At 62.4% G+C, this 20,850-nt stretch carries 24 protein-coding genes; 19 read left to right on the top strand and 5 right to left on the bottom strand.

Annotated features, from left to right (window positions below; all coding sequences use genetic code 11):
• Positions 1–7 precede the first annotated feature (7 nt).
• Positions 8–1,087 carry a Rieske 2Fe-2S domain-containing protein gene (locus tag E0504_RS18130; RefSeq protein WP_131625150.1) on the bottom strand — a complete coding sequence of 360 codons (1,080 nt, stop codon included), beginning with the start codon at positions 1,085–1,087 and terminating at the stop codon, positions 8–10.
• 184 nt (positions 1,088–1,271) lie between these two features.
• On the opposite strand from E0504_RS18130, the gene E0504_RS18125 reads away from it, so the two are divergent.
• The 5 genes from E0504_RS18125 to E0504_RS18105 all read left to right on the top strand — a co-directional run bounded on the left by E0504_RS18125 (position 1,272) and on the right by E0504_RS18105 (position 5,862).
• Positions 1,272–1,670: a steroid Delta-isomerase gene (locus tag E0504_RS18125; protein WP_165938542.1), complete on the top strand. Its 399-nt coding sequence runs from the start codon at positions 1,272–1,274 to the stop codon at positions 1,668–1,670.
• Between the two features lie 85 nt (positions 1,671–1,755).
• On the top strand, positions 1,756–2,811 hold the full coding sequence (locus E0504_RS18120; protein WP_131625149.1) for a hypothetical protein: 1,056 nt from the start codon (positions 1,756–1,758) through the stop codon (positions 2,809–2,811).
• A gap of 120 nt (positions 2,812–2,931) precedes the next feature.
• Positions 2,932–4,116, top strand: coding sequence for a sulfotransferase (locus E0504_RS18115; protein ID WP_131625148.1), 1,185 nt, complete (start codon positions 2,932–2,934; stop codon positions 4,114–4,116).
• Between the two features lie 11 nt (positions 4,117–4,127).
• Positions 4,128–4,979: an SDR family NAD(P)-dependent oxidoreductase gene (locus E0504_RS18110; protein ID WP_131625147.1), complete on the top strand. Its 852-nt coding sequence runs from the start codon at positions 4,128–4,130 to the stop codon at positions 4,977–4,979.
• Positions 4,980–4,983: 4 nt separating this feature from the next.
• Positions 4,984–5,862, top strand: a complete 879-nt coding sequence (locus E0504_RS18105; protein ID WP_131625146.1) for a crotonase/enoyl-CoA hydratase family protein — start codon at positions 4,984–4,986, stop codon at positions 5,860–5,862.
• 7 nt (positions 5,863–5,869) lie between these two features.
• Here the strand turns inward: E0504_RS18105 and E0504_RS18100 are convergent, their stop codons facing one another.
• Positions 5,870–7,561: an FAD-dependent oxidoreductase gene (locus E0504_RS18100; RefSeq protein WP_131625145.1), complete on the bottom strand. Its 1,692-nt coding sequence runs from the start codon at positions 7,559–7,561 to the stop codon at positions 5,870–5,872.
• A gap of 126 nt (positions 7,562–7,687) precedes the next feature.
• On the opposite strand from E0504_RS18100, the gene E0504_RS18095 reads away from it, so the two are divergent.
• The 7 genes from E0504_RS18095 (at position 7,688) to E0504_RS18065 (ending at position 13,133) form a co-directional block, all read left to right on the top strand.
• Positions 7,688–8,449: an SDR family NAD(P)-dependent oxidoreductase gene (locus tag E0504_RS18095; protein ID WP_131625144.1), complete on the top strand. Its 762-nt coding sequence runs from the start codon at positions 7,688–7,690 to the stop codon at positions 8,447–8,449.
• A 10-nt stretch (positions 8,450–8,459) separates the two neighbouring features.
• A complete protein-coding gene (locus E0504_RS18090; RefSeq protein WP_131625143.1) occupies positions 8,460–9,170 on the top strand; it encodes an EthD domain-containing protein in 711 nt (236 codons plus the stop codon).
• 1 nt (position 9,171) lies between these two features.
• Complete coding sequence (locus E0504_RS18085; protein WP_131625142.1) at positions 9,172–10,041, top strand: AraC family transcriptional regulator; 870 nt, start codon at positions 9,172–9,174, stop codon at positions 10,039–10,041.
• Between the two features lie 18 nt (positions 10,042–10,059).
• Positions 10,060–10,932 (top strand): SDR family NAD(P)-dependent oxidoreductase, encoded by an 873-nt coding sequence (locus E0504_RS18080; RefSeq protein WP_131625141.1) that lies wholly within the window; start codon positions 10,060–10,062, stop codon positions 10,930–10,932.
• A gap of 75 nt (positions 10,933–11,007) precedes the next feature.
• The gene (locus E0504_RS18075) at positions 11,008–11,280 is read left to right on the top strand and encodes a hypothetical protein (protein WP_207974446.1); all 273 of its coding nucleotides are present in this window, start codon (positions 11,008–11,010) and stop codon (positions 11,278–11,280) included.
• 135 nt (positions 11,281–11,415) lie between these two features.
• Positions 11,416–12,801, top strand: a complete 1,386-nt coding sequence (locus tag E0504_RS18070) for a cytochrome P450 (protein WP_207974445.1) — start codon at positions 11,416–11,418, stop codon at positions 12,799–12,801.
• Positions 12,801–13,133 carry a 2Fe-2S iron-sulfur cluster-binding protein gene (locus tag E0504_RS18065; RefSeq protein ID WP_131625139.1) on the top strand — a complete coding sequence of 111 codons (333 nt, stop codon included), beginning with the start codon at positions 12,801–12,803 and terminating at the stop codon, positions 13,131–13,133. Before E0504_RS18070 ends, E0504_RS18065 begins: the two co-directional genes overlap by 1 nt.
• A gap of 61 nt (positions 13,134–13,194) precedes the next feature.
• On the opposite strand, the gene E0504_RS18060 is transcribed toward E0504_RS18065, so the two are convergent.
• Positions 13,195–13,983 carry a glucose 1-dehydrogenase gene (locus E0504_RS18060; protein ID WP_131625138.1) on the bottom strand — a complete coding sequence of 263 codons (789 nt, stop codon included), beginning with the start codon at positions 13,981–13,983 and terminating at the stop codon, positions 13,195–13,197.
• 144 nt (positions 13,984–14,127) lie between these two features.
• Here E0504_RS18060 and E0504_RS18055 point away from each other — a divergent pair, with 144 nt between their 5' ends.
• The 3 genes from E0504_RS18055 to E0504_RS18045 all read left to right on the top strand — a co-directional run bounded on the left by E0504_RS18055 (position 14,128) and on the right by E0504_RS18045 (position 16,124).
• A complete protein-coding gene (locus E0504_RS18055) occupies positions 14,128–15,060 on the top strand; it encodes an alpha/beta hydrolase (protein ID WP_131625137.1) in 933 nt (310 codons plus the stop codon).
• 61 nt (positions 15,061–15,121) lie between these two features.
• On the top strand, positions 15,122–15,658 hold the full coding sequence (locus tag E0504_RS18050; RefSeq protein WP_207974444.1) for an Lrp/AsnC family transcriptional regulator: 537 nt from the start codon (positions 15,122–15,124) through the stop codon (positions 15,656–15,658).
• Positions 15,659–15,662: 4 nt separating this feature from the next.
• Entirely contained in the window at positions 15,663–16,124 is a 462-nt protein-coding gene (locus tag E0504_RS18045; RefSeq protein ID WP_131625136.1) for an Lrp/AsnC family transcriptional regulator, read from the top strand.
• A gap of 3 nt (positions 16,125–16,127) precedes the next feature.
• On the opposite strand, the gene E0504_RS18040 is transcribed toward E0504_RS18045, so the two are convergent.
• A complete protein-coding gene (locus E0504_RS18040) occupies positions 16,128–16,883 on the bottom strand; it encodes a glucose 1-dehydrogenase (protein WP_131625135.1) in 756 nt (251 codons plus the stop codon).
• Between the two features lie 3 nt (positions 16,884–16,886).
• A complete protein-coding gene (locus E0504_RS18035; protein WP_131625134.1) occupies positions 16,887–17,852 on the bottom strand; it encodes a flavin reductase family protein in 966 nt (321 codons plus the stop codon).
• A 216-nt stretch (positions 17,853–18,068) separates the two neighbouring features.
• On the opposite strand from E0504_RS18035, the gene E0504_RS18030 reads away from it, so the two are divergent.
• The 4 genes from E0504_RS18030 to E0504_RS18015 form a co-directional block, all read left to right on the top strand.
• On the top strand, positions 18,069–18,500 hold the full coding sequence (locus tag E0504_RS18030; RefSeq protein ID WP_131625133.1) for a VOC family protein: 432 nt from the start codon (positions 18,069–18,071) through the stop codon (positions 18,498–18,500).
• A 68-nt stretch (positions 18,501–18,568) separates the two neighbouring features.
• Positions 18,569–19,717, top strand: a complete 1,149-nt coding sequence (locus tag E0504_RS18025) for an alpha/beta hydrolase (protein ID WP_131625132.1) — start codon at positions 18,569–18,571, stop codon at positions 19,715–19,717.
• Positions 19,654–20,643, top strand: a complete 990-nt coding sequence (gene cysD, locus E0504_RS18020) for a sulfate adenylyltransferase subunit CysD (RefSeq protein ID WP_306769253.1) — start codon at positions 19,654–19,656, stop codon at positions 20,641–20,643. The genes E0504_RS18025 and cysD overlap by 64 nt, the downstream gene beginning before the upstream one ends.
• 2 nt (positions 20,644–20,645) lie before the next feature.
• Positions 20,646–20,850, top strand: a 205-nt coding sequence (locus tag E0504_RS18015; RefSeq protein ID WP_207974443.1) for a GTP-binding protein, incomplete at its 3' end; no start/stop codon positions are given.

Genomic DNA, 20,850 nt, shown 5'->3' with positions numbered 1-20,850 from the left:
GAGAGTGTCAGGCCGCGGTCTTGTCTTGCCGCTTGTCGAGCGTGACGACAGTGCCGTTCACTCGCGCCTGAATGCCCGCAACCTTGTCGCGGGGATTGTGGAACTGGCCGTACCACCGGCGAAGCTTTCCATACGGCCCGTCCGCCGGCACCGCCAGCGGATTGATGCACGCGCGCTTGTTCGCCCAGATTTCGACATCCTGGGCAAAGGCCAGGCGGCTGCCCTCCTGATATTGCAGGGCGTTTGCGCGGTCCTCGTCGGTGATCTCCCGACTGCCGTCGTGCACTTTCACCATCAGACCATGCCACGCGCGGACCCGGTCTTCCTCGATCGGCGTATTGGCGATCATGATGAAGCTGTCGAAGGCGCCAGCCATCTCCGACTGGAGAAATCCGGGCCCGGTGTACCAGGTATCGAGGACGAGCATATCGTCAGGATCGCTGGTCAGCGTCCGATGTCCGGCGCTGTAGTATTGATGAACGATGTGATCCTGGAATTCGTTGGCGAAATACTGCCAGTCGGTCGCGCCGTGAATGGGAATGAAGTGACCGAAATCGGCCATGTTATCGACAACCTCCACCGGGTGGACGTCGAGATCCCCCATGAAGTCGATCTTCCATTCAACCCAGCCTGGCGCACCGTAATGGCCGCCGAAATCGGGCAGCGGATAATCGGGCTCCCGTTCTTCCGAATCGTGCCAGGCCCACAGAATCCCGGCGCGCTCTTCCAGCGGGTAGTGCCGGAGGGTCGCCGCCTTGGGAATGAAGTCGGAATAAGGAATATGATTGCACCGGCCATCCGGTCCGAAGCGCCAGCCGTGAAATGGGCAACGAATCGATTCGCCTTCGACGTGCTCGCCGTCGAGCACGATGTAGCTCGTCTTGTTGCGGGCAATGTGCGCGCCCATGTGCGGGCAATAGGCGTCCGTCAGATACGCCTTGCCGCTCTCGCCGCGATAGAGAACGAGATCCTTGCCGAAGTATCGATGGGACGACGGAGTCGAGGTCGCTTCGGTCGCCGCACCGATCATGTACCAACCCCGGGCGAAGGGAAATTCGCCCAACCCGTATTCGCTTGTCTTGGCCATCGCTCGCTCTCCGTGACGTCGGTCTTTAAACTACCCTAATGCGCAAAAGGCACGCCAGGCAGAGCCGAATTGTGGAGACCGTGTACTTCTGTTACGCAATTTGCGCAAGATCGTGGTTAGCTTTGCAAGTATCGGCAGAACAGGCGCGAGCATCTTGCGCATTCGTGTGATGTGGGAGCAGATAATGAGCACGGACATTGCGGTTTTATCGCAAGCGACGATGAAGAGAGCCTGCGAGGCTTATATCGAGCGCACGAATGCCGGCGACGCCGCGGGGTTGGTCGCGCTTTTCGCAACCAACGCTGTCATCGAAGATCCGGTCGGCTCGCCGCCCAAGCGGGGCACGGAGATTGCGTCCTGGTTTGCTGATTCCGTCGCATTCGGCGCACGCATTTTTCCGGTGGGGCCGGTTCGCGGGTCCCATTCGAACGAGGCGGCGTTCGCGTTCGATGTGGAATTCACTCCGCCCAATGGCGTCCGCCTGCGCATCCGCTCGATCGACGCATGCCGCTTCGACGAGGAAGGAAAAATCACCAGCCTGCGAGCCTTCTGGGGGCCCGATGACATTTGCCCGGCACACTGAACCGACTTGCGCCCTGATGTAAGTGAATGCATACTACCTACGACGTCAGCGCCTGGAGGCGCGGGGATATTTGGAGAGCTCGCCTGTGACTCGCACCGCCGATATATTTCGTCCCGTCTCCGAACCGCGGATCATCGAGAACGCGTTTACTGCGGACCAGCACCGGCGCATGCTCGACGTGGTGCGACGCGAAGGCCCGTGGAGCCTGATCCTCGCACAGCACTTCAAGTCGCCCGAAGAAGTGGTCGCGACAACGTCGGGAAAGATGCCGGAAGGATTCACGCCGACTTGGGACATGTTCTTGACGCCGGTCTTCCGGGGTTACTTTGCCCAGGGTCACACGGCGCTCCATTCGGAAATCGAGGATTGCTTTCTCAACCAGCAATTCCTCGATCTGGTGCGCGGCTATTGGGGCGCGGCCTACGCCAGGCCCGAAAGCATGCTGTTCAACATCCAGGGGCCTTGTCCCGGAACCGACACTCCGCATGTCGATGCCACCCGGTTTCGTGGGATCAGCTATCAGACCACCCCCGTGTGGCTGATGAACATGATGGTGAAGTCGGGTCTGTTCAAACGTTGGCAGGCCAAGAAGGCCCAGGTCATCGCCTGGTATTACCAGGGGAAGGTCGGCGGCGGCTTCAACTACTGGCCCGATGGGCTTTCCGCGCCGCCCAAGCAGGTCAAGGCGCCGATGTGGGGTCGTGCCGTGGTTGTCGAAAACGAGATGATGTACCACACGGCCGAGGCGTGCGGCCCAGCGGCCCTGCGCCGTCCGGAAGGGCTTTCGATCCAATCGGTCATGGAGCCCGATCCTGAGGCGGCAGGTGGCTGGCAAATCCTTACCGACGGCCGGGTGATCCAGCGCGTGCCGGAAGAGGAGTTCCGTCTGCTCGTCCATTGGGGCGCGGATATCTTCATGGATTACGAAGAGCTTCGCATGACGCTCGATCACACCGACGATATCGGTCACGAACGCATATTCGATATGTTGATTGCCGACTTGCGCGCTCGCGACATTACTTTCGAGGTTCCCAGCGATCCGCTGATCGACACCGCGTTCATCACCCTTCTCACCGAGGTCTATGATCCCGGCAAGCCGGCCTTGTTTCCGCCCGAACCAGAAGAGGCGCTAGCGGCATAGCTTTCGCGTAAAAGATCCGGGGCACCTTTGCGCAATCCGGGCAACCCGTCCCTTAGGATTGCGCATTGGCGTATTGCTTCGCCCCTCGGGTCAGCGTAGCGTCGCGGGCGGGAGACAACTATGACAGCCGACCCAGTGTCCAAGGTTCCGGTGTTGGATTGTGACGCGCTGCTCGAGCAGGCTCGTCAGCGAACGGGCCTGTCCGACTTCGGCGATACCTGGTTCCTCGAGCCGATGCGGGCGTTTGTCGATGCGGCGAATCGACAAGCGGCGCTCACGGCTGCAGGTGTAACCGGCCAGACCGAGATCATCGTCAAGGGCCTCGCCAGCCGCCTGCGGATGATCGACGACATTAAGCGCAATCCCGAGATTCTCGACGAAACCGTCGATGTTGCAGGGATCATCCTGGGCCTGCCGCGGACTGGAAGCACAATATTCCAGCGTCTGCTGGCAAGCGCGCCGGGCATGACCGCGATCCGGTGGTTCGAAGCCCAGAATTTCGCCCCGTTTCCGGATGAGGAGCCGGGTAAGCCGGTCGGGCGGCGCGCGTATGCCGAAGCGATGATCGCAGGGTGGCTGGAAGCAGCCCCCGAACTCGCGTCGATCCACCCGCTGGAGCCTGACGCCCCGGACGAGGAAATCCTCATCCTGGGGCAGATGTTCGTGTCAACTATGATCGAGGGAATGAGCTTCGTGCCGTCCTTCTCTAGCTGGCTCGACGATTACGATCAGAGCCGCGGGCATGAGGATCTCAAGACGATCCTCAAGTATCTCCAGTGGCAGGATCCGGCGCGGCGCGGCGCGAAGTGGATTTTGAAAAGCCCGTCAAACCTGCCTTATGCCGAGACCGCGGCGAGTGCATTCCCTGACGCGCTTCTGATCATGACGCACCGCGATCCGCTCGATGTAGTGCCCTCCTACATCAGCATGGAAGTGTCGCTCTACAAATTGAGCGCCGAGTTGGAGGAACGCGCCGTCGCGCATTTCTGGTTCCATAGGCTCGTCCAATGGATGCGGCGCTTTGAAGCGGCGAGAGGCCGCATCGGCGAGGATCGCTTTATCGACATCGATTATCGCGACGTGGTCCGCAATCCGCTCGGCCAGGCGCGCATGGTCCTGTCGCGAATGGGTATCGAGGCGGATACCGGCATGGACGCCGCGCTGGAAGAATTCCTCGCCGGCAACAAGCGCGAGCAGCGCCCGGCCCATGCCTACTCTCTCGAGCGCTTCGGACTGCGGGAGGAAGACATCTTGCAGGAATTTTCCGAGTATCGCGCGCGATATATCAACCACGATCCAGCCTGAACGAGGACCCGATGAGTTTGGAAGAAGAGAAGTTCGCTGGCGGAGTGGCCGTCATCACCGGCGCGGGTTCGGGCATCGGCGCTGGGTTCGCGCGCCGCGCGGGGGCGATCGGCATGCATGTCATCGTGGCTGACATCGACGATGCTGCAGCGCAGGCGGTCGCGAGGCAGATTCGCGACGTCAGCGGCAAGGCGGAAGCATTCCAGCTCGATGTCTCGCAGCCGGCAGAGCTCGACCGGCTGGCGCACGACGTGTTCGACCGCCACGGCAGCGTACGGCTGCTGGTCAACAACGCCGGCATCGAGACCCTGGGTTTTGCCTGGGAAATCCCGGTCGAACGGTGGGAGAAGACGCTCGACGTCAACCTTCATGGCGTGGTTCACGGGGTCCGTGCGTTCGTCCCGAAGATGCTTGAAAGCGGCGCGGAGTGCTGGATCGGTAACCTCGCCTCTGTCGGATCCTTCGGAATGATGCCGACGCAATCGGCATACATGGTCACCAAGCACGCTGTTCAGAGCTTCAGCGAGTGCCTGTTCCTCGAGATGCAGCTCAAGCAGGCGCCGATCCACGTTTGTTCGATCATCCCAGGGATGATCCGAACCAACATTTTCAACGCCGAAAACAGTGCGGGGGAACCTGACAGCGCAGAGCGCTTTCGCCGCTCGATGCACGACATGATGGCGAACTACGGGATGGACCTGGAGGAAGGATGCGCTGTCATGATGCGAGGTCTTGCCGAAGGAAAATTCTGGGTTTCGAGCCAGCCTGAAATGACCGCGGACATCATCGCAGGACGGGCAGCGTTCCTGCAGGGCCAGAGCGATCCGGCGATGAGCGATCAGACCCGCGCGCTCGTCGAATAATTTCATGCAGTACGAGACGATCCGCTACGAGGTCGACGATGGTCTCCTGCTGCTGACCCTCGACAGGCCCGAGGCGATGAACGCGTTCACGGTCCAGATGGCGGATGAACTCGAGCACGCCTATGGCCGCGCGAGCGACGACGACGAGGTGCGTGCGATCGTAGTCACCGGGGCCGGAAAGGCGTTTTGCGCCGGCATGGACCTCTCGATTGGTGGCAATGTCTTCGGACTCGACGAGAGTCTCACTCCGACGATCGCGGACATCCGTGCGCGTCCCGTCGAGCCGGAGGTTGGGCGCGGCGTGCGCGACACCGGTGGGCGCGTGGCGCTCGCGATGTACGATTGCACCAAGCCAATCATCGGCGCGATCAACGGAGCGGCTGTTGGAATCGGCGCCACCATGACGCTGCCGATGGACTTTCGCTTCGCTTCGGAGCGGGCGCGCCTTGGTTTCGTGTTCGGGCGCCTAGGCATCACGCCGGAAGCGTGCTCAACCTGGTTCCTTCCGCGCATCGTCGGGCATGAAAAGGCACTGGAACTGCTCTATCGCGCCGATATCCTCACCGCTGAGCAGGCTCGTGAAGTGGGAATCGTCCGCGAAGTGGTTCCGGCAGACGCCTTGGTCGGCCATGCCCGCGCCTTTGCCCGCGGACTGGCGGCGGGCCGGTCGCCGGTTTCGATGGCGCTCATCCGCGCCATGGTCTTGTCGAACGCGGCGCAGCCGCACCCACGCATGGCGCACGACGTTGAATCGCTGGCAATGTTCTACACCAGCATCGGCGACGGCAAGGAGGGCGTCTCCGCTTTCCTCGAGAAGCGGCCGCCCAGCTTCGCGGGCAAGGCATCCGAAATGCCGCCGTTCTATCCCTGGCAGGAAAGCTAGCCGCCGATCAGCCGTTGGCGCCGGTCAAGTCCCTCGCCGCGATGTAGCCGAACGTCAGCGCCGGACCGAGCGTCACCCCGGCTCCCGGATAGCTTTCACCCATTGATGAGGCGGCGTTGTTGCCGGCCGCATAGAGTCCGCGGATCGGCTTGCCATTGGTGCCAATCACGCGCGCCCGTTCGTCGGTTAGCAGGCCACCGTTCGTGCCGATATCGCCGGGATAGATCGGCATCGCGTAGAACGGGGCTTCCGTGAGCGGCCGCAGGCACGGATTCGGAACATTACGCGGGTCTCCGTACATCTTGTCGTAGGCTGCCTCCCCGCGATGGTATTCGGGATCCTCGCCCCGCGCGGCATGCTCGTTGAAGCGCGCGACAGTCCCGGCAAGCGCCGCTTTGTCCACGCCCATGTCGTCGGCCAACTCTTCGATGGTTGCGCCTTTCTTGAGGATCGACTTGACCGCGCCGCTCTGCAGCCAGTCGGGAACCAGCGGCAGCAACGGTCCCATCGGATAGAGGTGGCGGTAGCGATGATCGAACACCATCCAACTCGGACTGGCATCGCCCTCGTCCCGTTGGCGCCGGGCCATGATCTGTCCAGTGATATGATAGGACGCGGCCTCATTGAGAAACCGCTCGCCTTTCTGACTGACCATAATGCAGCCCGGCAATGCGCGCTCGATCGTGCTCAATCTTCCGCGATCTTCTCCGGGCACGTAGAATACCGGTGCCGCCCAGGCGGACTGCAGGTTCATCGTCTGCGCGCCGATAGCCTCACCGGCGCGTATGCTGTCGCCAGTATTACTCGTCACGCCCCCGGAATATCGCGCCACCGTGTAGAGGTCCATGTTGGCGTCGCGCATGGCCTGGTTCTTGTCGAACCCGCCCGCTGCCAACACCACGCCCTTGCGCACGCCGATGCGCACCTGCCGTCCGCGCCGGGAGACGATCGCGCCCACGATGGTACCGTCTTTTTCAATCAGCTCGGCAAGCGGACTCTCGAGCCATACCGGCACCTTGCGCTCGTTGAGCGCGACCCGCAGGGCACCGGTCAAGGCGTTGCCCAAAGTCAGTCGGCGGTCCTTGCGCGAAGTGAACCTGAACGGCCAATCGAGCCAATATCTCGCCATGTTCCGCACAAGGCCGGTGAGCCAGCCCTTGCCGCGATATAGCAGCTGGTAAGTCTCCTCGAAGGTCCAATTGAGATAGCCGAACAGGCTAGCCGCAGGTGAAGGAAAACGCTGCGTCTTCAGGTCGTCGCCCAAAAACCGCCCGTCGAGTTGAAGCGGCAGGTGCGTGCGATAGCCGGTCGGGGAGCCACCTTCGTTCTCCGCGTGATAATCGGGATACGGCAGGGAGACGTAGCGTACCGGCGTGTGCTCGGTCAGCCAGCGCAGCATCGGTGCCGCGTTGTCTATGTAAGCGCGGATGTTGGCGTCCGGGACATTGTCGGCCGAGAGCCCACGGATGTAGGTAAACGCGTCGTCGAGATTGTCTTCGAAGCCTGCCGCCGCGGCAATATGGCTCCCTGGAATCCAGATCCCGCCTCCCGAAGTAGCGGAGGTGCCGCCCCATCGCTGATCCTTCTCGATGACGAGAACCTCGGCATGGTTGTCGGCCGCCACGAGCGCCGACATCATCCCGCCTGCCCCGGAGCCTACGACGAGTACGTCGACCTGCATGTCCCATTGGTCAGTCATGGACAGTCCTTAGGCTGAAAGTTGGAAATCAATCCACATCACAACGCGTTTTGCGGTTTCGCTTGCGCGGATGTCAACGTCATGCGTAGAATACTGGCAAATAAAATACGAATTGAGAGGAATCTGATGGTCGACCTTGCAGGCAAGGTTGCATTGATCACGGGCGCTGGCCAAGGAGTCGGCGAAGGGATCGCGCGCGCTCTCGCCGCTTCCGGGGCACAGGTTGTCCTCGCCGGTCGGACCTTCGATAAAGTGGCTGCCGCCGCGGCGACAATTTCCGAACAAGGCGCGTCCGCGCTCGCCGTGCGCTGCGACGTGAAATCGCCAGACGATTGCTCCGCAGCAGTCTCGCAAACGGTCGAGCATTTCGGCGGTCTCGATATTCTCGTCAACAACGCACAGGAGGTTCCCCTTGGCGCGCTGGCCGAAGTAACCGACGACCAGTTCCGCGCCGGCTTCGAGTCCGGGCCGCTCGCGACTTTTCGACTGATGAAGCTGGCGCACCCGCACATGGCCGTGCGCGGGGGCGGAACGATCGTCAACCTCGCGTCTTCGGCCGGCATTCGCTGGGACATGTCCACCTATGGTGCTTATGGCGCGGTCAAGCAGGCGATCCGGGCACTTACCCGCGCGGCGGCGTCGGAATGGGGCGGCGATGGTATTCGCGTCCTTACGATCGCTCCGCACGCCGAGTCGCCAGGCCTGAAGTGGTGGATCGAGAACAACCCGGAAGAAGCGCAGACCTTTTTTCGCACGATACCACTCGGGCGCATCGGGCGGCTGGAGGAGGACATCGGCCGTGCTGTAGCCGCCCTGTGCGGCCCGGACCTGGCATATATCACCGGCGCCACGATCCCGCTGGACGGCGGGCAAGCCAATTTCGACTGAGGAGCGGCACATGGAAAAACTCGTCTGCGCGCTGTGGAAACAACCCGAAGAGCCGCGAGCCGTCTTCAACGAGCGGTTGCTGGCGGATCTCCCAGGCCGTCTGGCGTCCTGCGGCGCGCAACGGGTTCAAGTTAATATTCGCGATGATGCGATCGCGGCGGCCGACAGCCTGGTACAGCAGTGGCAAAGCCCCCAACAGGACGCTGTCGTCCAGTTCTGGCTGCCTTCGGCCAACGGGCTGTTCCGAGGTTCGGTCGATGCAGCGCTCTCGGATTGCTGCGGCACCTTCGCGTCATGGCTGGTCGCCGAGTCCACCATCATCGACAACGACGAACAGGCGTTGCAGCCGGGCGAACGAACACACGGCTGGTCCCAGGCGAGCTTCATCTCGTTTCGCCCCGACATGTCCCGCAAAGCGGCCATCGCACACTGGCATTCGCATCACACCAAGGTGGCGATCGATACCCAGGCCAATTTCGAATATGTGCAAAACCTGATCGTAATGCCGCTGACGGAGGACGCGCCGGCTTACGATGCGTTCGTCGAGGAATGCTTTCCTGCTGTGGCGATGACCGATCCGGCCGCTTTCTTCGATGCGCAAGGGGACAAGGCAAGGCTCGACGCGAATATCGCCGCGATGGCGGAAAGCTGCGCCGGTTTCATCGACTTCGCCCGGATCGACATCATTCCAACCAGCCAATACCGTTTTGGAGACGGCTGAAATGGTGTTGCACCGGAATCTCGAGCCGACCGTGCTGGCGTCCGCGAGAGTCGCCCAAACCCGCATCGAGCTCGTCGAATGGCGATGGCCGACAATGTTCGAGTGGGAGCGCGCGGAAGACGAGCTGATGCTTGAGATGTCGCTGCCTCCGTTGTCCGAGGACGCTTCGGCCTGTTTTTCCCACATCGACGGCGAGCGAAGCACCTACATGGGCACCCTTTTCGTCCGCTACCCCGGAGTGCATATTACCGGGCGTTCGGCTGGCGGTCATATCCGCGTGCTGCGCTGGATTCTGCCGGAGCCCATTCGATCGCAGGTCCTGGGACTCGATGGTGTGCCCGAACTGGAGGTCCTCCAGTCGCTGCTCAACATCCGCAACGAGACGCTTCGCACGCTGATGCGGCTGGCTCATCGCGAACTGCTCGCCGGAGCCGAAGGTTCCGCAGAGGCGCTAGCCGCACTTCACGAGCTGGTGGTCATCGAACTACGCCGGCTATTCTTGGCATGTCCGGGTCCCGTAGCAGGGGGGCGGCTCGCGGCATGGCAGTATCGCCGCATTCGCGAGCGGCTCGCGCAAGGACCGGAACGTCCCACGGTCGCCGAACTGGCGGCGTTGTGCGGCATCAGCTCTCGCCATCTCCATCGGCAATTCCATGCGCTGACGGGCGAGCCCATCTCCCACTACATCGAAAGCTTCCTGATGATGGAAGCCAAGTCGATGCTGACCGCGCGGGGAACGCCAGTAAAAGCGGTCGCGCGCGCCTGCGGCTTCTCGCACGCCAACAGCTTTTCGCGCGCCTTCCGCCGTGTAACCGGGGTCACTCCGCAGCAGTTTCGCCAGCGCGCTCACCCTGCACCCCAAGCATTCTGAACTGAGGAAGACGGACACATGAACACGGGCAAGGTCGCTCTTGTAACCGGCGCCAGCCGCGGCGCAGGAGCAGGTATCGCGCGGGGATTCGGCGAGCTGGGTTATACCGTCTACGTCACCGGCCGTACGGTAACCCCTGGCGAGGCCAAGGGATGGGATGGGTCGGTCCTCCCGGGCACGGTCGCGGAAACCGCGTCGCACGTGAGCGAACGGGGGGGACATGGCATTCCGGTCGTCTGCGATCATGGTGACGACACGCAGGTCGCCGCACTTTTCGAGCAGATTGCCCGCGAGCAGGGACGGCTCGATATCCTGGTCAACAACGCGGCGATGATCCATCATCAGTTGATCGAGAAGAAACCGTTCTGGGAAAAGGAACTCGCTGCCGTCGGCATCATCGATGTGGGCCTGCGGTCCTCATACGTCGCCAGCTGGCACGCGGCGCGGATCATGGTGCCGCAAGGAAGCGGCTTGATCGCGTTCACGTCCAGCTTCGGCGCGACGTGCTATATGCATGGGCCAGCATATGGAGCGCAGAAGGCCGGGATCGACAAGCTCGCCCATGACATGGAGCACGACTTGCGCGGGACAGGCGTGGCCGCGGTTTCGATCTGGCTGGGGCCGCAGGTCACCGAACGCTCCGAAATCGCCCGCAAGACTAATCCCGAGCAGTACGAAGGTTTCATCGCCATGGCGGAGAATCCTGAATTCACTGCTCACATCCTCGAGGCGATCGATAAGTCGCCGGAGCGCGACGAACTTTCCGGCCAGACACTGATCGGGGCGGAAATCGCCCGCGAACTGAGAGTGACGGACAGGGGGCACGAACGACCCTCGCACCGCGAAATGCTCGGTAGCCCACGGGCGAAGAACCCAGCGGCGGTCTATTGACGTGAACGTCCTCCCCGCCCCCGCGGACAGCGATCAGCTCGTTTCGGGCAGCCATGCTCGGCGGAGCATGACGCGGTGATCGAACAAGCCATGCCATGGCTCGGCCTGATCGGGCTCATCGGCTTCGGCGGATTGGTCGCGATGCGCCGCCCGGCGAATGCCTCGCGCCCGGGCGAACGAGTCCGCAAGCTGGGATACTTGGGGTTGCTCGGACTGGCGGGGTTCTGGCTAGAAGGTGCGGGCGCGGCCGGAGCACTTGGCGCATTGAGCCTCTGGAACCACGAAGACACCCAGCTTGCGCTGTGGGGCCGGCTGGCGCTGCTCGGATTGATCGGCATCCATTCTTGATCGCGCCATTTGTGTGAGCGTGCTCTCAATCACGCCGATCGTCAGGCCGCTGCGGGCTGTACACTTTAGGCCAGTTGAGTGAGGTTGAAGTGGCAGCGGCCCGCAAATTTGGGTCGATCGAGGGGAGAGATGGCGATGAGCACGGCGACGCTTCCAGCTCTGGAGGGCGGCGCGCCCTTGATCGGTCATCTAGCGCAATTCTTTCGCGATCCGGTCGCCGTCCTCAAGCGTGGATACGCGACGAAGGGCTCGCTGTTCTCCTTCAAGCTGGCCGGCCGTCGGATGAACGTCATGCTCGGCCCGGAGAACAACAAGTTCTTTTTCGAGGAAACGGACAAGCTCCTCTCAATCCGGGAGTCGATGCCTTTCTTCCTCAAGATGTTCTCGCCCGATTTCTATTCTTTTGCCGAGATGGAAGAGTACCTCCGTCAGCGCGCGATCATCATGCCGCGCTTCAAGGCGGCGTCGATGAAGCAGTACGTAGGCATCATGGCCGAAGAATGCCTCAGCCTGGTCGAACGACTCGGCGACGAGGGGTCTTTCGACATGATCCCGACGCTCGGTCCAGTGGTGATGGATATCGCTGCGCACAGTTTCATGGGGCGCGAGTTCCACCAAAAACTGGGTCACGAATTCTTCGATCTGTTTCGCGATTTTTCGGCAGGGATGGAGTTCGTGCTGCCGCTGTGGCTGCCGACCTCCAAGCAAATTCGCAGCCAGCGCGCGAAGAAGAAGCTTCACGCCATTCTGCAAGGCTGGATCGACAAGCGGCGCGCAGCACCACTGGACCCGCCCGACTTCTTCCAAGACCTGATTGGGACTCGCTACCCAGATGGCACGGCAGTCCCCGATGAAACCATTCGTCACCTGATCCTTCTGCTCGTGTGGGCCGGTCACGAGACGACCGCCGGACAAGTCAGCTGGGCGCTCGCCGATCTACTCCAGAATCCCGGCTACCAGCAGGTGGTCCGCGAAGAGCTTGCGGCTGGGATTGGCGACGGCGATGGGAGTAATCTCAACTGGGAACAGACGCTCGCGCTGACAAAAATGGATCTGGCGCTGCGCGAGACCGAGCGCCTCCATCCGGTTGCCTACATCCTGTCCCGCAAGGCCAGCACCGAGATCGTCCGCGAGGGTTATCGCATCGCCAAGGGCGACTTTGTCCTTCTTGCGCCGTCGGTGACCCACCGGATGACCGAGAACTTCCATCATCCCGATGCCTACGATCCCGAGCGGTTCAATCCTGACAATCCCGATGCTCGAATCGAGAGCAACAGCCTCGTGGGGTTCGGCGGCGGAATGCATCGCTGCGCGGGCGTGAATTTCGCGCGGCTCGAAATGAAGGTGCTCTTGGCTGTTCTGCTCCAGCATTACGATATGGAACTGCTAGATGAAGTGCGACCGATCGCCGGCGCCGGAACATATTGGCCAGCCCAGCCTTGCCGCGTCCGCTATCGCAAGCGCGCGGCCGTTCGCGCCGGGCGCCCGGCTGATGTCCCGGCTCTCGTCGCAAGCATCTGATGGCGGCCGTTACGTACGTGCAGCCCGATGGCACCGCGCGGACGTGCGTCAACTTCGAAGGTATGACGGTCATGCACCTGGCGGTCGGCAACTTTGTTGATGGCATCGACGCGCTGTGTGGCGGCGTGCGCCAGTGCGGCACGTGCCACGTCTATCTCGATCCGGCGTGGACCGACAGGGTGGGTCCGCCGAGCGCGGACGAGCGCGACATGCTCGAGGCGCTGGACGGAGTCGAAGTTCGCGCAACAAGCCGACTGGCGTGCCAGATCCACCTGAGCGAGCAACTCGACGGACTGGTCGTCGAAATTCCGCAGTCGCAGCCGGGAGTATGACAAACCGACACGCGCCGCCCCGATAAATTCGGGGGCAGCGCGTTCAGTATGAGGCTTGCGATCAATCCGCGGGCGGAGTGGGAGAGCCGGGGAAACCCATGTAATAGTGACCCGCGTTCATCCCGCCATCGACCGATAGCTCGGTGCCCATGCAATAGCGCGCGTCGTCAGACGCCAGGTAGGCGGCGGCCGCCGCGATATCCTTCGGCTCGCCGGCGTACTGCGCAGGATAGATCCAGTAGTTCTTGTCGTATTCCTCTTTCGGAATGTTCGTCGGATTCGCCAGCGGCGTGTAAATCCCGCCTGGGTGGATCGAGTTGACGCGGATCTTGCGCGGTCCCAATTCGAGCGCCAACGCCTTGGTCAGCCCGCGCACTGCAAACTTGGTCGCGCAATAGACCGAAACTGCGTTCGCTCCCGCAATGCCATCGGCCGAACTCATGTTGACGATTGCGCCGCCGCCCGCGCGCTCGAGCGCCGGAATGGCCGCCTGGCACCCCAGGATCACGCCCTTCAGATTGACATCGATCAGCTTGTCGATCTGGGCATCCGAATAGCCTTCGAAGCCGCTGAAGAACAGCACGCCGGCGTTATTGACCAGAATATCCAGCCGGCCGAACTTGTTCTCCGCTTCGGCGACCGCAGCCGCCCAGCCTGCCCGGTCTGTAACGTCCTGATGAAAGTAGCGCACCGCATCGCCCAGTTCTCCGGACAATGCCTCCCCTTCCTCGTCCAGAAGATCGGTGACGAGAACCTTCGCCCCCTCTTCGACGAAGCGGCGAACGATGCCTTCCCCGATGCCCCGCGCGCCTCCGGTGACAAGCGCAACCTTCCCCTCCAAGCGATCCATGATAGCTCCAATCGAATTTGAGTTCGCATCGATAGAGGCTGGCAATTGCAATCACAATCCGCAATTATCGGTAGGCAGCCGGTTATCCTATCAATTCGCGGACTTCCCTGTCCCTCAGTCAACGCATTTCCTCGTGAGGCTCTGATGACGATCAATCCCCAGGTCGATGCGCTGCTGACCCAGATGCGACAGTTTCCCGCACCCGACTTCAACACCGCCACCCCTGCCGAAGTGAGAGCGGCAAGCGACAATCCCTTGGCTTTCGGGCTAGCTCCGGAAGTCGCTTTGGTCAGGGATCTGACGGTGCCCCTTCCCGGGCGCAGCCTGGCGGCAAGACTGTACGTACCTGAACGCGGCGCCGGGCCCGCTCCGCTAACGATATATTTTCACGGCGGCGGCTGGGTGGTGGGCACACTCGACACTCACGACCGGACGTGCCGGGCACTGACGCTGGCGAGCGGTTCAGCGATCCTTTCCATCGCCTATCGGCTCGCTCCCGAGCACCCCTATCCTGAACCGCTGGAGGATTGCTATGGCGCACTGGAGTGGGCAGCTGCCAACAGCAAAGCGCTGGGGGTCGATGCGGCCCGACTAGCGGTCGCGGGTGATAGCGCCGGCGGCAACCTCGCCGCTGCCACAGCCATCCTGGCCCGGGACCGAGGCGGGCCGGCGTTGTGTCATCAGCTCCTGATTTACCCCGTCACCGACGTCGATTTCAGCCGCCCTTCCTACCGGGAAAACGGCGAGGCCGGCGGCTTCCTGACGACCGCGATGATGCGCTGGTTCTGGTCTCATTACCTCGCGGGTCGCACCACTGACGAGACACCCTTGGCGGTGATCGCGCAGGTCGAGGATCTTGCCGGACTACCGCCAGCCACGGTGCTCACCGCACAGTACGATCCCCTGCGGGACGAAGGCGAAGCCTACGCATCGCGACTCAAGGGTGCAGGTGTCGCCTGCCAACACTGGACCGCGCCCGGCATGATCCACGGTTTCGTCAGCCTCTTTGAAGCCGTTCCCGATGCCATGCCCTGGATTCAGCGCATGGGGGCCCGGCTGCGCCAGGCGCTCGGATGAGCGGCGGTACGGCTGCGCCCGCGATGAAAGAGGGGATAAAGCGTCACGCGAGGACGCGGCGATGCTTGACGCTGGCGCATGGGCTCAGCACTCCGCACGAGAAGCTCGGGGACTGCTCGCCATCATGAACCAGAAAATGACCTTCGACGCCACCGATCGCGCGATCATCGATGAATTGCGCCGCGATGGCCGGGCGACCAATCAGCAAATCGCCGAAAGCCTTGGGCTTACCGCCACAACCGTCTCCTCGCGCATCAAGCGGCTAGAAGATGCGAACCAGATGCGTGTCGTCGCGGTGTCCGATTTCTCGGCGCACGGCTTCGATTTCCTCATGCGGCTGGCGATCGAAGTGGACGGACGGAAGGCTTCGGATGTTGCCGGTGAGCTCGCTGAATTGCCCGAGGTCTACGCCGCTCATCTGGTGACGGGGCGCTACGACATCGACGTATTGGTCGCCATGAGTGATTATCGGCAGCTGTCGCAATTGCTCCTCGACAAGATTTCACGAATTCGCGGCATCCGCTCGATGAACCCCTCGATCGTAATCGACATCATCAAGTACCAATTCGACGTCGCCCCCATCGAGACCAGGAGTTGAGCTGATGGCGCAATCACGCCTGGATGAACTCGATCAGCAGTTGGTCGAGGCCTTGGCCCGCGATGCCCGAGTGTCCAACCGCAAGATCGCCGCCGAGCTAGGCGTCACGGAAGGCACTGTCCGCGGGCGGATAAAGCGGCTGCAGCAGGAAGGCCTGATCGCCTTTACCGCGATCAGCAGCTTCGACATGGCGCAACATTCACACTTGGCCTTCATCAGCGCGCAGGTAGACGTCGAAAGAGTGCGAGAGGTCGCTCAGGCGATCGCGGCAGTGCCTCTGATTAACGCGGTGCTGATCACTATGGGCGAGTTCAATATAACCGCGATGTGCCTGTTCCATGAACTGGAGGAACTGCTTCACACAGCATCGGATCAGATCCTTGCTATTCCCGGCGTGCACCACGTCGAGACGTCGATCGCCGTGAAGACGGTAAAATACAACGCGAAGATGGCCAAGATCACATAGCGGTCAGACGGCGGTCGCGCCGCCATCGATGACTAATGGATGGCCGGTGACAAAGCTCGCCGCGTCCGAACTAAGCCACAGCACCGCTTGCGCGACCTCGTCGGCCGAGCCCATGCGCCCCATGGGCGTCATCGAATCGATCAGCTGCTTCATCTGCGGATCGGCCACCAGCGGATCGGTCATCGGAGTTTGGATAACACCGGGGCATACCGCGTTTACCCGAATGCCGGCTTGCGCCCAGCGCAGCGCGCCATGCCGGGTGAGGCCAACGACGCCGTGTTTCGAGGCGGAATAAGCCGGCTGGCCGGGATTGCCCACGAGGCCGTTAATGGACGCCGTGTTGACGATGGCGCCGCCGCCTTGCTTCAGCATGACTTCGGCCTCCTCGCGCATGCAAAGCATCACGCCGGTGAGATTGATTGACAGCGCTCGCGCCCACACTTCGTCGCGGTACTCGTCGGCGGAAATGTCGTTGACCCCGGCGTTGTTGAACGCGGCATCCAGGCGGCCGAAGCGGTCGATCGTCTGGCGAATCATCGCCCTGACTTGGGCGCCGTCGCTGACGTCGCAGTGCGAGTAAAAGGCTCGGCCGCCGTGGGCCGCTATCAGTTCCACTGTCTCCCCGCCGGACTTGTCATCGACGTCGGCGACGGTGACCGAAGCTCCCGAACGGGCGAACGCGAGCGCGGTCGCTCGGCCAATGCCGCTGCCCCCGCCCGTGACGAGCGCTACCTTGCCTTGAAAGCCGTAATCGATCATCGGTTAGTCCGCCTTTGCCGCCGGTCGCCAACCGAGAGGGACATCCTCCCCGGTCAACTCGATGATCCTTCGCAGCAGGCGCTTTGCTTCGAACACTTCGCCCGGCGTAAGCATCCCCAGCAGATCGTCCTCGAATCCTTTGGCCACCGCCAGGGTGCGGATGTGAAGCTCGCGACCTTTTGGCGCCAGTTCGAACCCTGCTGCCGAGCGTATGAGAAGTGCGCGGCCGACCATGTCGTGAAGTGTTGCCGCATCCGGCGCATAGCCCGTGTGCTCCAGCCGACGCACAACCTCTTCGCTCGAGGCAGGGGTCTCGTCCATGCTGAGTACCGCTAGGGTCAGGTATTCGCTCTGACTGAGCCCGAGTGCCTCGTGCATTTCGCGCGCTCTGCGGGAAGTCTGGAAATGCGCGCGTGAGATCAGGTAGAACAGGAATTCGTCCGAGAAAATTCCGTGCTGGATGTCGACCGTCTCTCGATCGCCCGCCGCGCCGCGGTCGCGGGTCTCGGCATACCGCCCGCCGTGAAATACAAGGGGCGGATGCTCCCGTTGTTCGAACGAAACCACCTCGCCGACCAGTATGACGTGATCGCCACCCTCGTACTGGTGCAAAGTGCGGCACTCGAACAGGGCCGCGAAAGTATTGAGGACTGGCGACCCCATCTCTCCCGAACGCCAAGCCATGCCCGAAAACTTGTCCTCGCCGCCGCGAGCGAAACGGTTCGAGACGTCCTCCTGGTTCGCCGATAGCACATGGATCGCGAAATGCCCGCTCGAGCAAAATGCTTCGTTCGAGTGCGCGGACCGCGCCAGCGACCAAAGGACTAGTGGAGGATCGAGCGAAACCGAGTTGAAGCTGCTCGCAGTCACCCCGACCGGTTTTTCCTCGGCATCGAGCGTGGTCACGACCGTTACCCCTGTCGGAAAGCTGCCCAGCGCGCTGCGAAAGGAGGCTCGGTCGAACGTCATGCCAAACTGGACGTAATGGCAAAACCAGCGCCCTCTCGCTTTACCCGCATTTCGTGCCTCTCGATATTACGCAAATGGTAGGTTCATGGAGCATGGTTTGCATAAATTCGCAAGCTTAAGCGCTAATGCTCTCGCGATCTCGTTGCAAACTGGCTAAGCAGACACTTACAACTGCACTAGCAGAGCGAATCGCAATAAGCGGCCGGGGGGAAGTAGATGACTGAGGCGAGACCCACGGGCACCAATTTCGGAATGACGTACGGTTTTGCGAAAACCTTCGTCCACGCCCTCGAGGAAATGGGCGCGTTCTACCAAGCAGTCTTTGGATTGATCGAGGCAGGTCGCCACAGCGACATCATGCTCGGGCGGCCGATCGATGAAATCATGTACCAGGCAAGCTATCCGGGCGGACCCGGCCTGACTCTCATCAAGTACCGCGATTCAACCGGGCCGGTCGTCGGCGAAGCGGTGCAGGGCTTCATAACCGACGACATCGAACGCGTGGTGGAGCGCGCCGAATCAGCCGGCGGAACGATTGGCGAGCCGGGAATTTTCCGGGTGGAAGACTATGGCATCCGCTGCGTGTTCGTCCTCGACCCGGAAGGCCACGTCAACGAAGTCATCCAGTTCGATGAAACCCCTTCGTGAGAGCGGCATCTAGACGCGACCGGGGCCTGACCCGGGCACTCTCCGGGACCTTGCTGGGACTCGCGATCGTGCTCGCGGCGCCCGCCTCGGTCGCCGCGCAGGATCACGCGCCACCGGCCGCGGGACAATCGCTGAGCGTCGATTCGACGATGGGAGAACTGCTCGACAATCCAGCGTCGCGAGCGGTCCTCGAACGCGAAGTGCCGGTCATTGCCAAAAGCCCGCAGATATCAGCGGCACGCGACATTTCGCTGCGAATGGTAGCGCAATATGCGCCGGCCATTCTCACAGCGGAAAAGATGGCATTGATCGACGCAGCACTGGCCGCTGACCCGGCGGCGGTGGCGACAGAAAAGGCTCGCGCGCCTGCGCGGCCGCGGGACGCGCGCGAGGCGCTGTCCTTGCAGACCATCCCGCTCTGGCCGGGCAAGGCACCGGGCTCGCTCGGCGATCGGCCGATGGACATGCCGACCCTGACTATCGTCAAGCCCGATGAGGCTCCGTCGTTCGGCTCGGCGGTCGTCGTGGCCCCCGGCGGGGGATATGTCGGACTCGCCACAGGAATGGAGGGTCGGCAGGTCGCGGACTGGTTCGCGGCCAACGGCGTGACCGCCTTCATCCTGTCCTATCGCTTGCTGTCGTCCGGCTATGGCCATCCCACGCAACTCACCGACGCCGAGCGCGCCTTGCGCTGGGTGCGGTCGCATGCAAGCGAGTACGGCATCGATCCGAACCGCATCGGCATGATCGGTTTTTCGGCCGGCGGGCACCTCACGGCGATGGCGTCGACGCAATTCGACGCGGGTAATCCGTCTTCGGACGACCCGGTTGAGCAAGCGAGCAGCCGGCCGGACTTCGCCGTGCTTGGATATGCCGCCATCGATCTGCCGAGCAATCGGTGGCAAAGTAACGGCTTCATCCCCAAGCACGCCGCGCCTGAAACTCGTGCGCAAGTCGCGCCGGCCCGCAACGTCAGGGCGGACACCCCGCCGACCTTTCTGGTCCATACAACCACGGATGAACTCGTCCCCGCGACCAACGCGACGTTGTATTACGATGCGCTGGTGAAGGCCGGCGTACCGGCGGAACTCCACATCTTCGCCAACGGGCGCCACGGGCTGGGCCTCGGCCAGAGCGAAGATGCCCTCAGCGCCTGGCCGATGCTATTGCGCAACTGGCTCAAGGACCGCGGCATCATCGGCTCGGCCACGAATTAACCGGCCAACTCGCCACAGGACATGTCATGACGCTAACCCATCTCCAGCGCCTCGAGGCCGAAGCGATCCACATCATGCGCGAGGTGGTGGCGGAGGCGGAGCGGCCGGTGATGCTCTATTCGGTGGGCAAGGACAGCGCGGTGATGCTGCACCTGGCGCGCAAGGCGTTCTACCCCGCCCCGCCGCCGTTTCCGCTGCTCCACGTCGACACAACCTGGAAGTTTCGCGACATGTATGCCCTGCGCGATAAGATGGCGCGCGATTCGGGGATGGAGCTGCTGGTGTGGCAGAACCCGGAAGCCGCCGAGCGTGGCATCAACCCGTTCGATCACGGGCCCTTGCATACCGACATGTGGAAGACCGAAGGATTGAAGCAGGCGCTCGATCACTACGGCTTCGATGCGGCGTTCGGAGGCGCGCGGCGCGACGAAGAGAAGTCTCGAGCGAAGGAAAGAGTGTTCTCTTTCCGCACCGCCAGCCACGGATGGGACCCCAAGAACCAGCGTCCCGAGGTGTGGAACCTATACAATGCGCGGCGTAACAAGGGCGAGAGCATCCGCGTGTTCCCGATCTCCAACTGGACCGAGCTCGACATCTGGCAGTACATCCAGCTGGAAGGCATCGAGATCGTGCCGCTGTATCTCGCCGCGCCGCGCCCCACGGTGGAGCGCGACGGCATGTTGCTGATGGTCGACGACGACCGCTTCCCCTTGCGCGACGGTGAGACGCCGGTGATGCGCTCGGTGCGCTTCCGCACATTGGGCTGCTATCCGCTCACCGGCGCGGTCGAAAGCGAGGCGGCGACCTTGAGCGAGGTGATCCAGGAAACGCTGCTCACCACCACGTCCGAACGGCAGGGCCGCGCGATCGACAAGGATGCCGGCGGCGCGGGCATGGAAGTCAAGAAGCAGCAGGGATACTTCTGACCATGAGCGAGCCGATCTACCAGACCGACGCGCTGATCGCCGAAGACATCGACGCGTACCTCGCGCAGCACCAGCACAAGACGATGCTGCGCTTCATCACCTGCGGCAGCGTCGATGACGGCAAGTCCACCCTGATCGGGCGGCTGCTGTACGACAGCAAGATGATCTTCGAAGACCAGCTCGCGGCGCTGGAAAGCGACAGCAAGC

Source organism: Parafrankia sp. BMG5.11 (assembly GCF_004337455.1).
This window is presented reverse-complemented; position numbering and strand designations above follow the sequence as displayed.

Bases quoted from the DNA above. Each gene is read 5' to 3' on its own strand.
- E0504_RS18130 (WP_131625150.1), bottom strand. From the start codon at position 1,087: ATGGCCAAGACAAGCGAATACGGGTTGGGCGAATTTCCCTTCGCCCGG.
- E0504_RS18125 (WP_165938542.1), top strand. From the start codon at position 1,272: ATGAGCACGGACATTGCGGTTTTATCGCAAGCGACGATGAAGAGAGCC.
- E0504_RS18115 (WP_131625148.1), top strand. From the start codon at position 2,932: ATGACAGCCGACCCAGTGTCCAAGGTTCCGGTGTTGGATTGTGACGCG.
- E0504_RS18110 (WP_131625147.1), top strand. From the start codon at position 4,128: ATGAGTTTGGAAGAAGAGAAGTTCGCTGGCGGAGTGGCCGTCATCACC.
- E0504_RS18105 (WP_131625146.1), top strand. From the start codon at position 4,984: ATGCAGTACGAGACGATCCGCTACGAGGTCGACGATGGTCTCCTGCTG.
- E0504_RS18100 (WP_131625145.1), bottom strand. From the start codon at position 7,561: ATGACTGACCAATGGGACATGCAGGTCGACGTACTCGTCGTAGGCTCC.
- E0504_RS18095 (WP_131625144.1), top strand. From the start codon at position 7,688: ATGGTCGACCTTGCAGGCAAGGTTGCATTGATCACGGGCGCTGGCCAA.
- E0504_RS18090 (WP_131625143.1), top strand. From the start codon at position 8,460: ATGGAAAAACTCGTCTGCGCGCTGTGGAAACAACCCGAAGAGCCGCGA.
- E0504_RS18085 (WP_131625142.1), top strand. From the start codon at position 9,172: ATGGTGTTGCACCGGAATCTCGAGCCGACCGTGCTGGCGTCCGCGAGA.
- E0504_RS18080 (WP_131625141.1), top strand. From the start codon at position 10,060: ATGAACACGGGCAAGGTCGCTCTTGTAACCGGCGCCAGCCGCGGCGCA.
- E0504_RS18070 (WP_207974445.1), top strand. From the start codon at position 11,416: ATGAGCACGGCGACGCTTCCAGCTCTGGAGGGCGGCGCGCCCTTGATC.
- E0504_RS18065 (WP_131625139.1), top strand. From the start codon at position 12,801: ATGGCGGCCGTTACGTACGTGCAGCCCGATGGCACCGCGCGGACGTGC.
- E0504_RS18060 (WP_131625138.1), bottom strand. From the start codon at position 13,983: ATGGATCGCTTGGAGGGGAAGGTTGCGCTTGTCACCGGAGGCGCGCGG.
- E0504_RS18055 (WP_131625137.1), top strand. From the start codon at position 14,128: ATGACGATCAATCCCCAGGTCGATGCGCTGCTGACCCAGATGCGACAG.
- E0504_RS18050 (WP_207974444.1), top strand. From the start codon at position 15,122: ATGCTTGACGCTGGCGCATGGGCTCAGCACTCCGCACGAGAAGCTCGG.
- E0504_RS18045 (WP_131625136.1), top strand. From the start codon at position 15,663: ATGGCGCAATCACGCCTGGATGAACTCGATCAGCAGTTGGTCGAGGCC.
- E0504_RS18040 (WP_131625135.1), bottom strand. From the start codon at position 16,883: ATGATCGATTACGGCTTTCAAGGCAAGGTAGCGCTCGTCACGGGCGGG.
- E0504_RS18035 (WP_131625134.1), bottom strand. From the start codon at position 17,852: ATGACGTTCGACCGAGCCTCCTTTCGCAGCGCGCTGGGCAGCTTTCCG.
- E0504_RS18030 (WP_131625133.1), top strand. From the start codon at position 18,069: ATGACTGAGGCGAGACCCACGGGCACCAATTTCGGAATGACGTACGGT.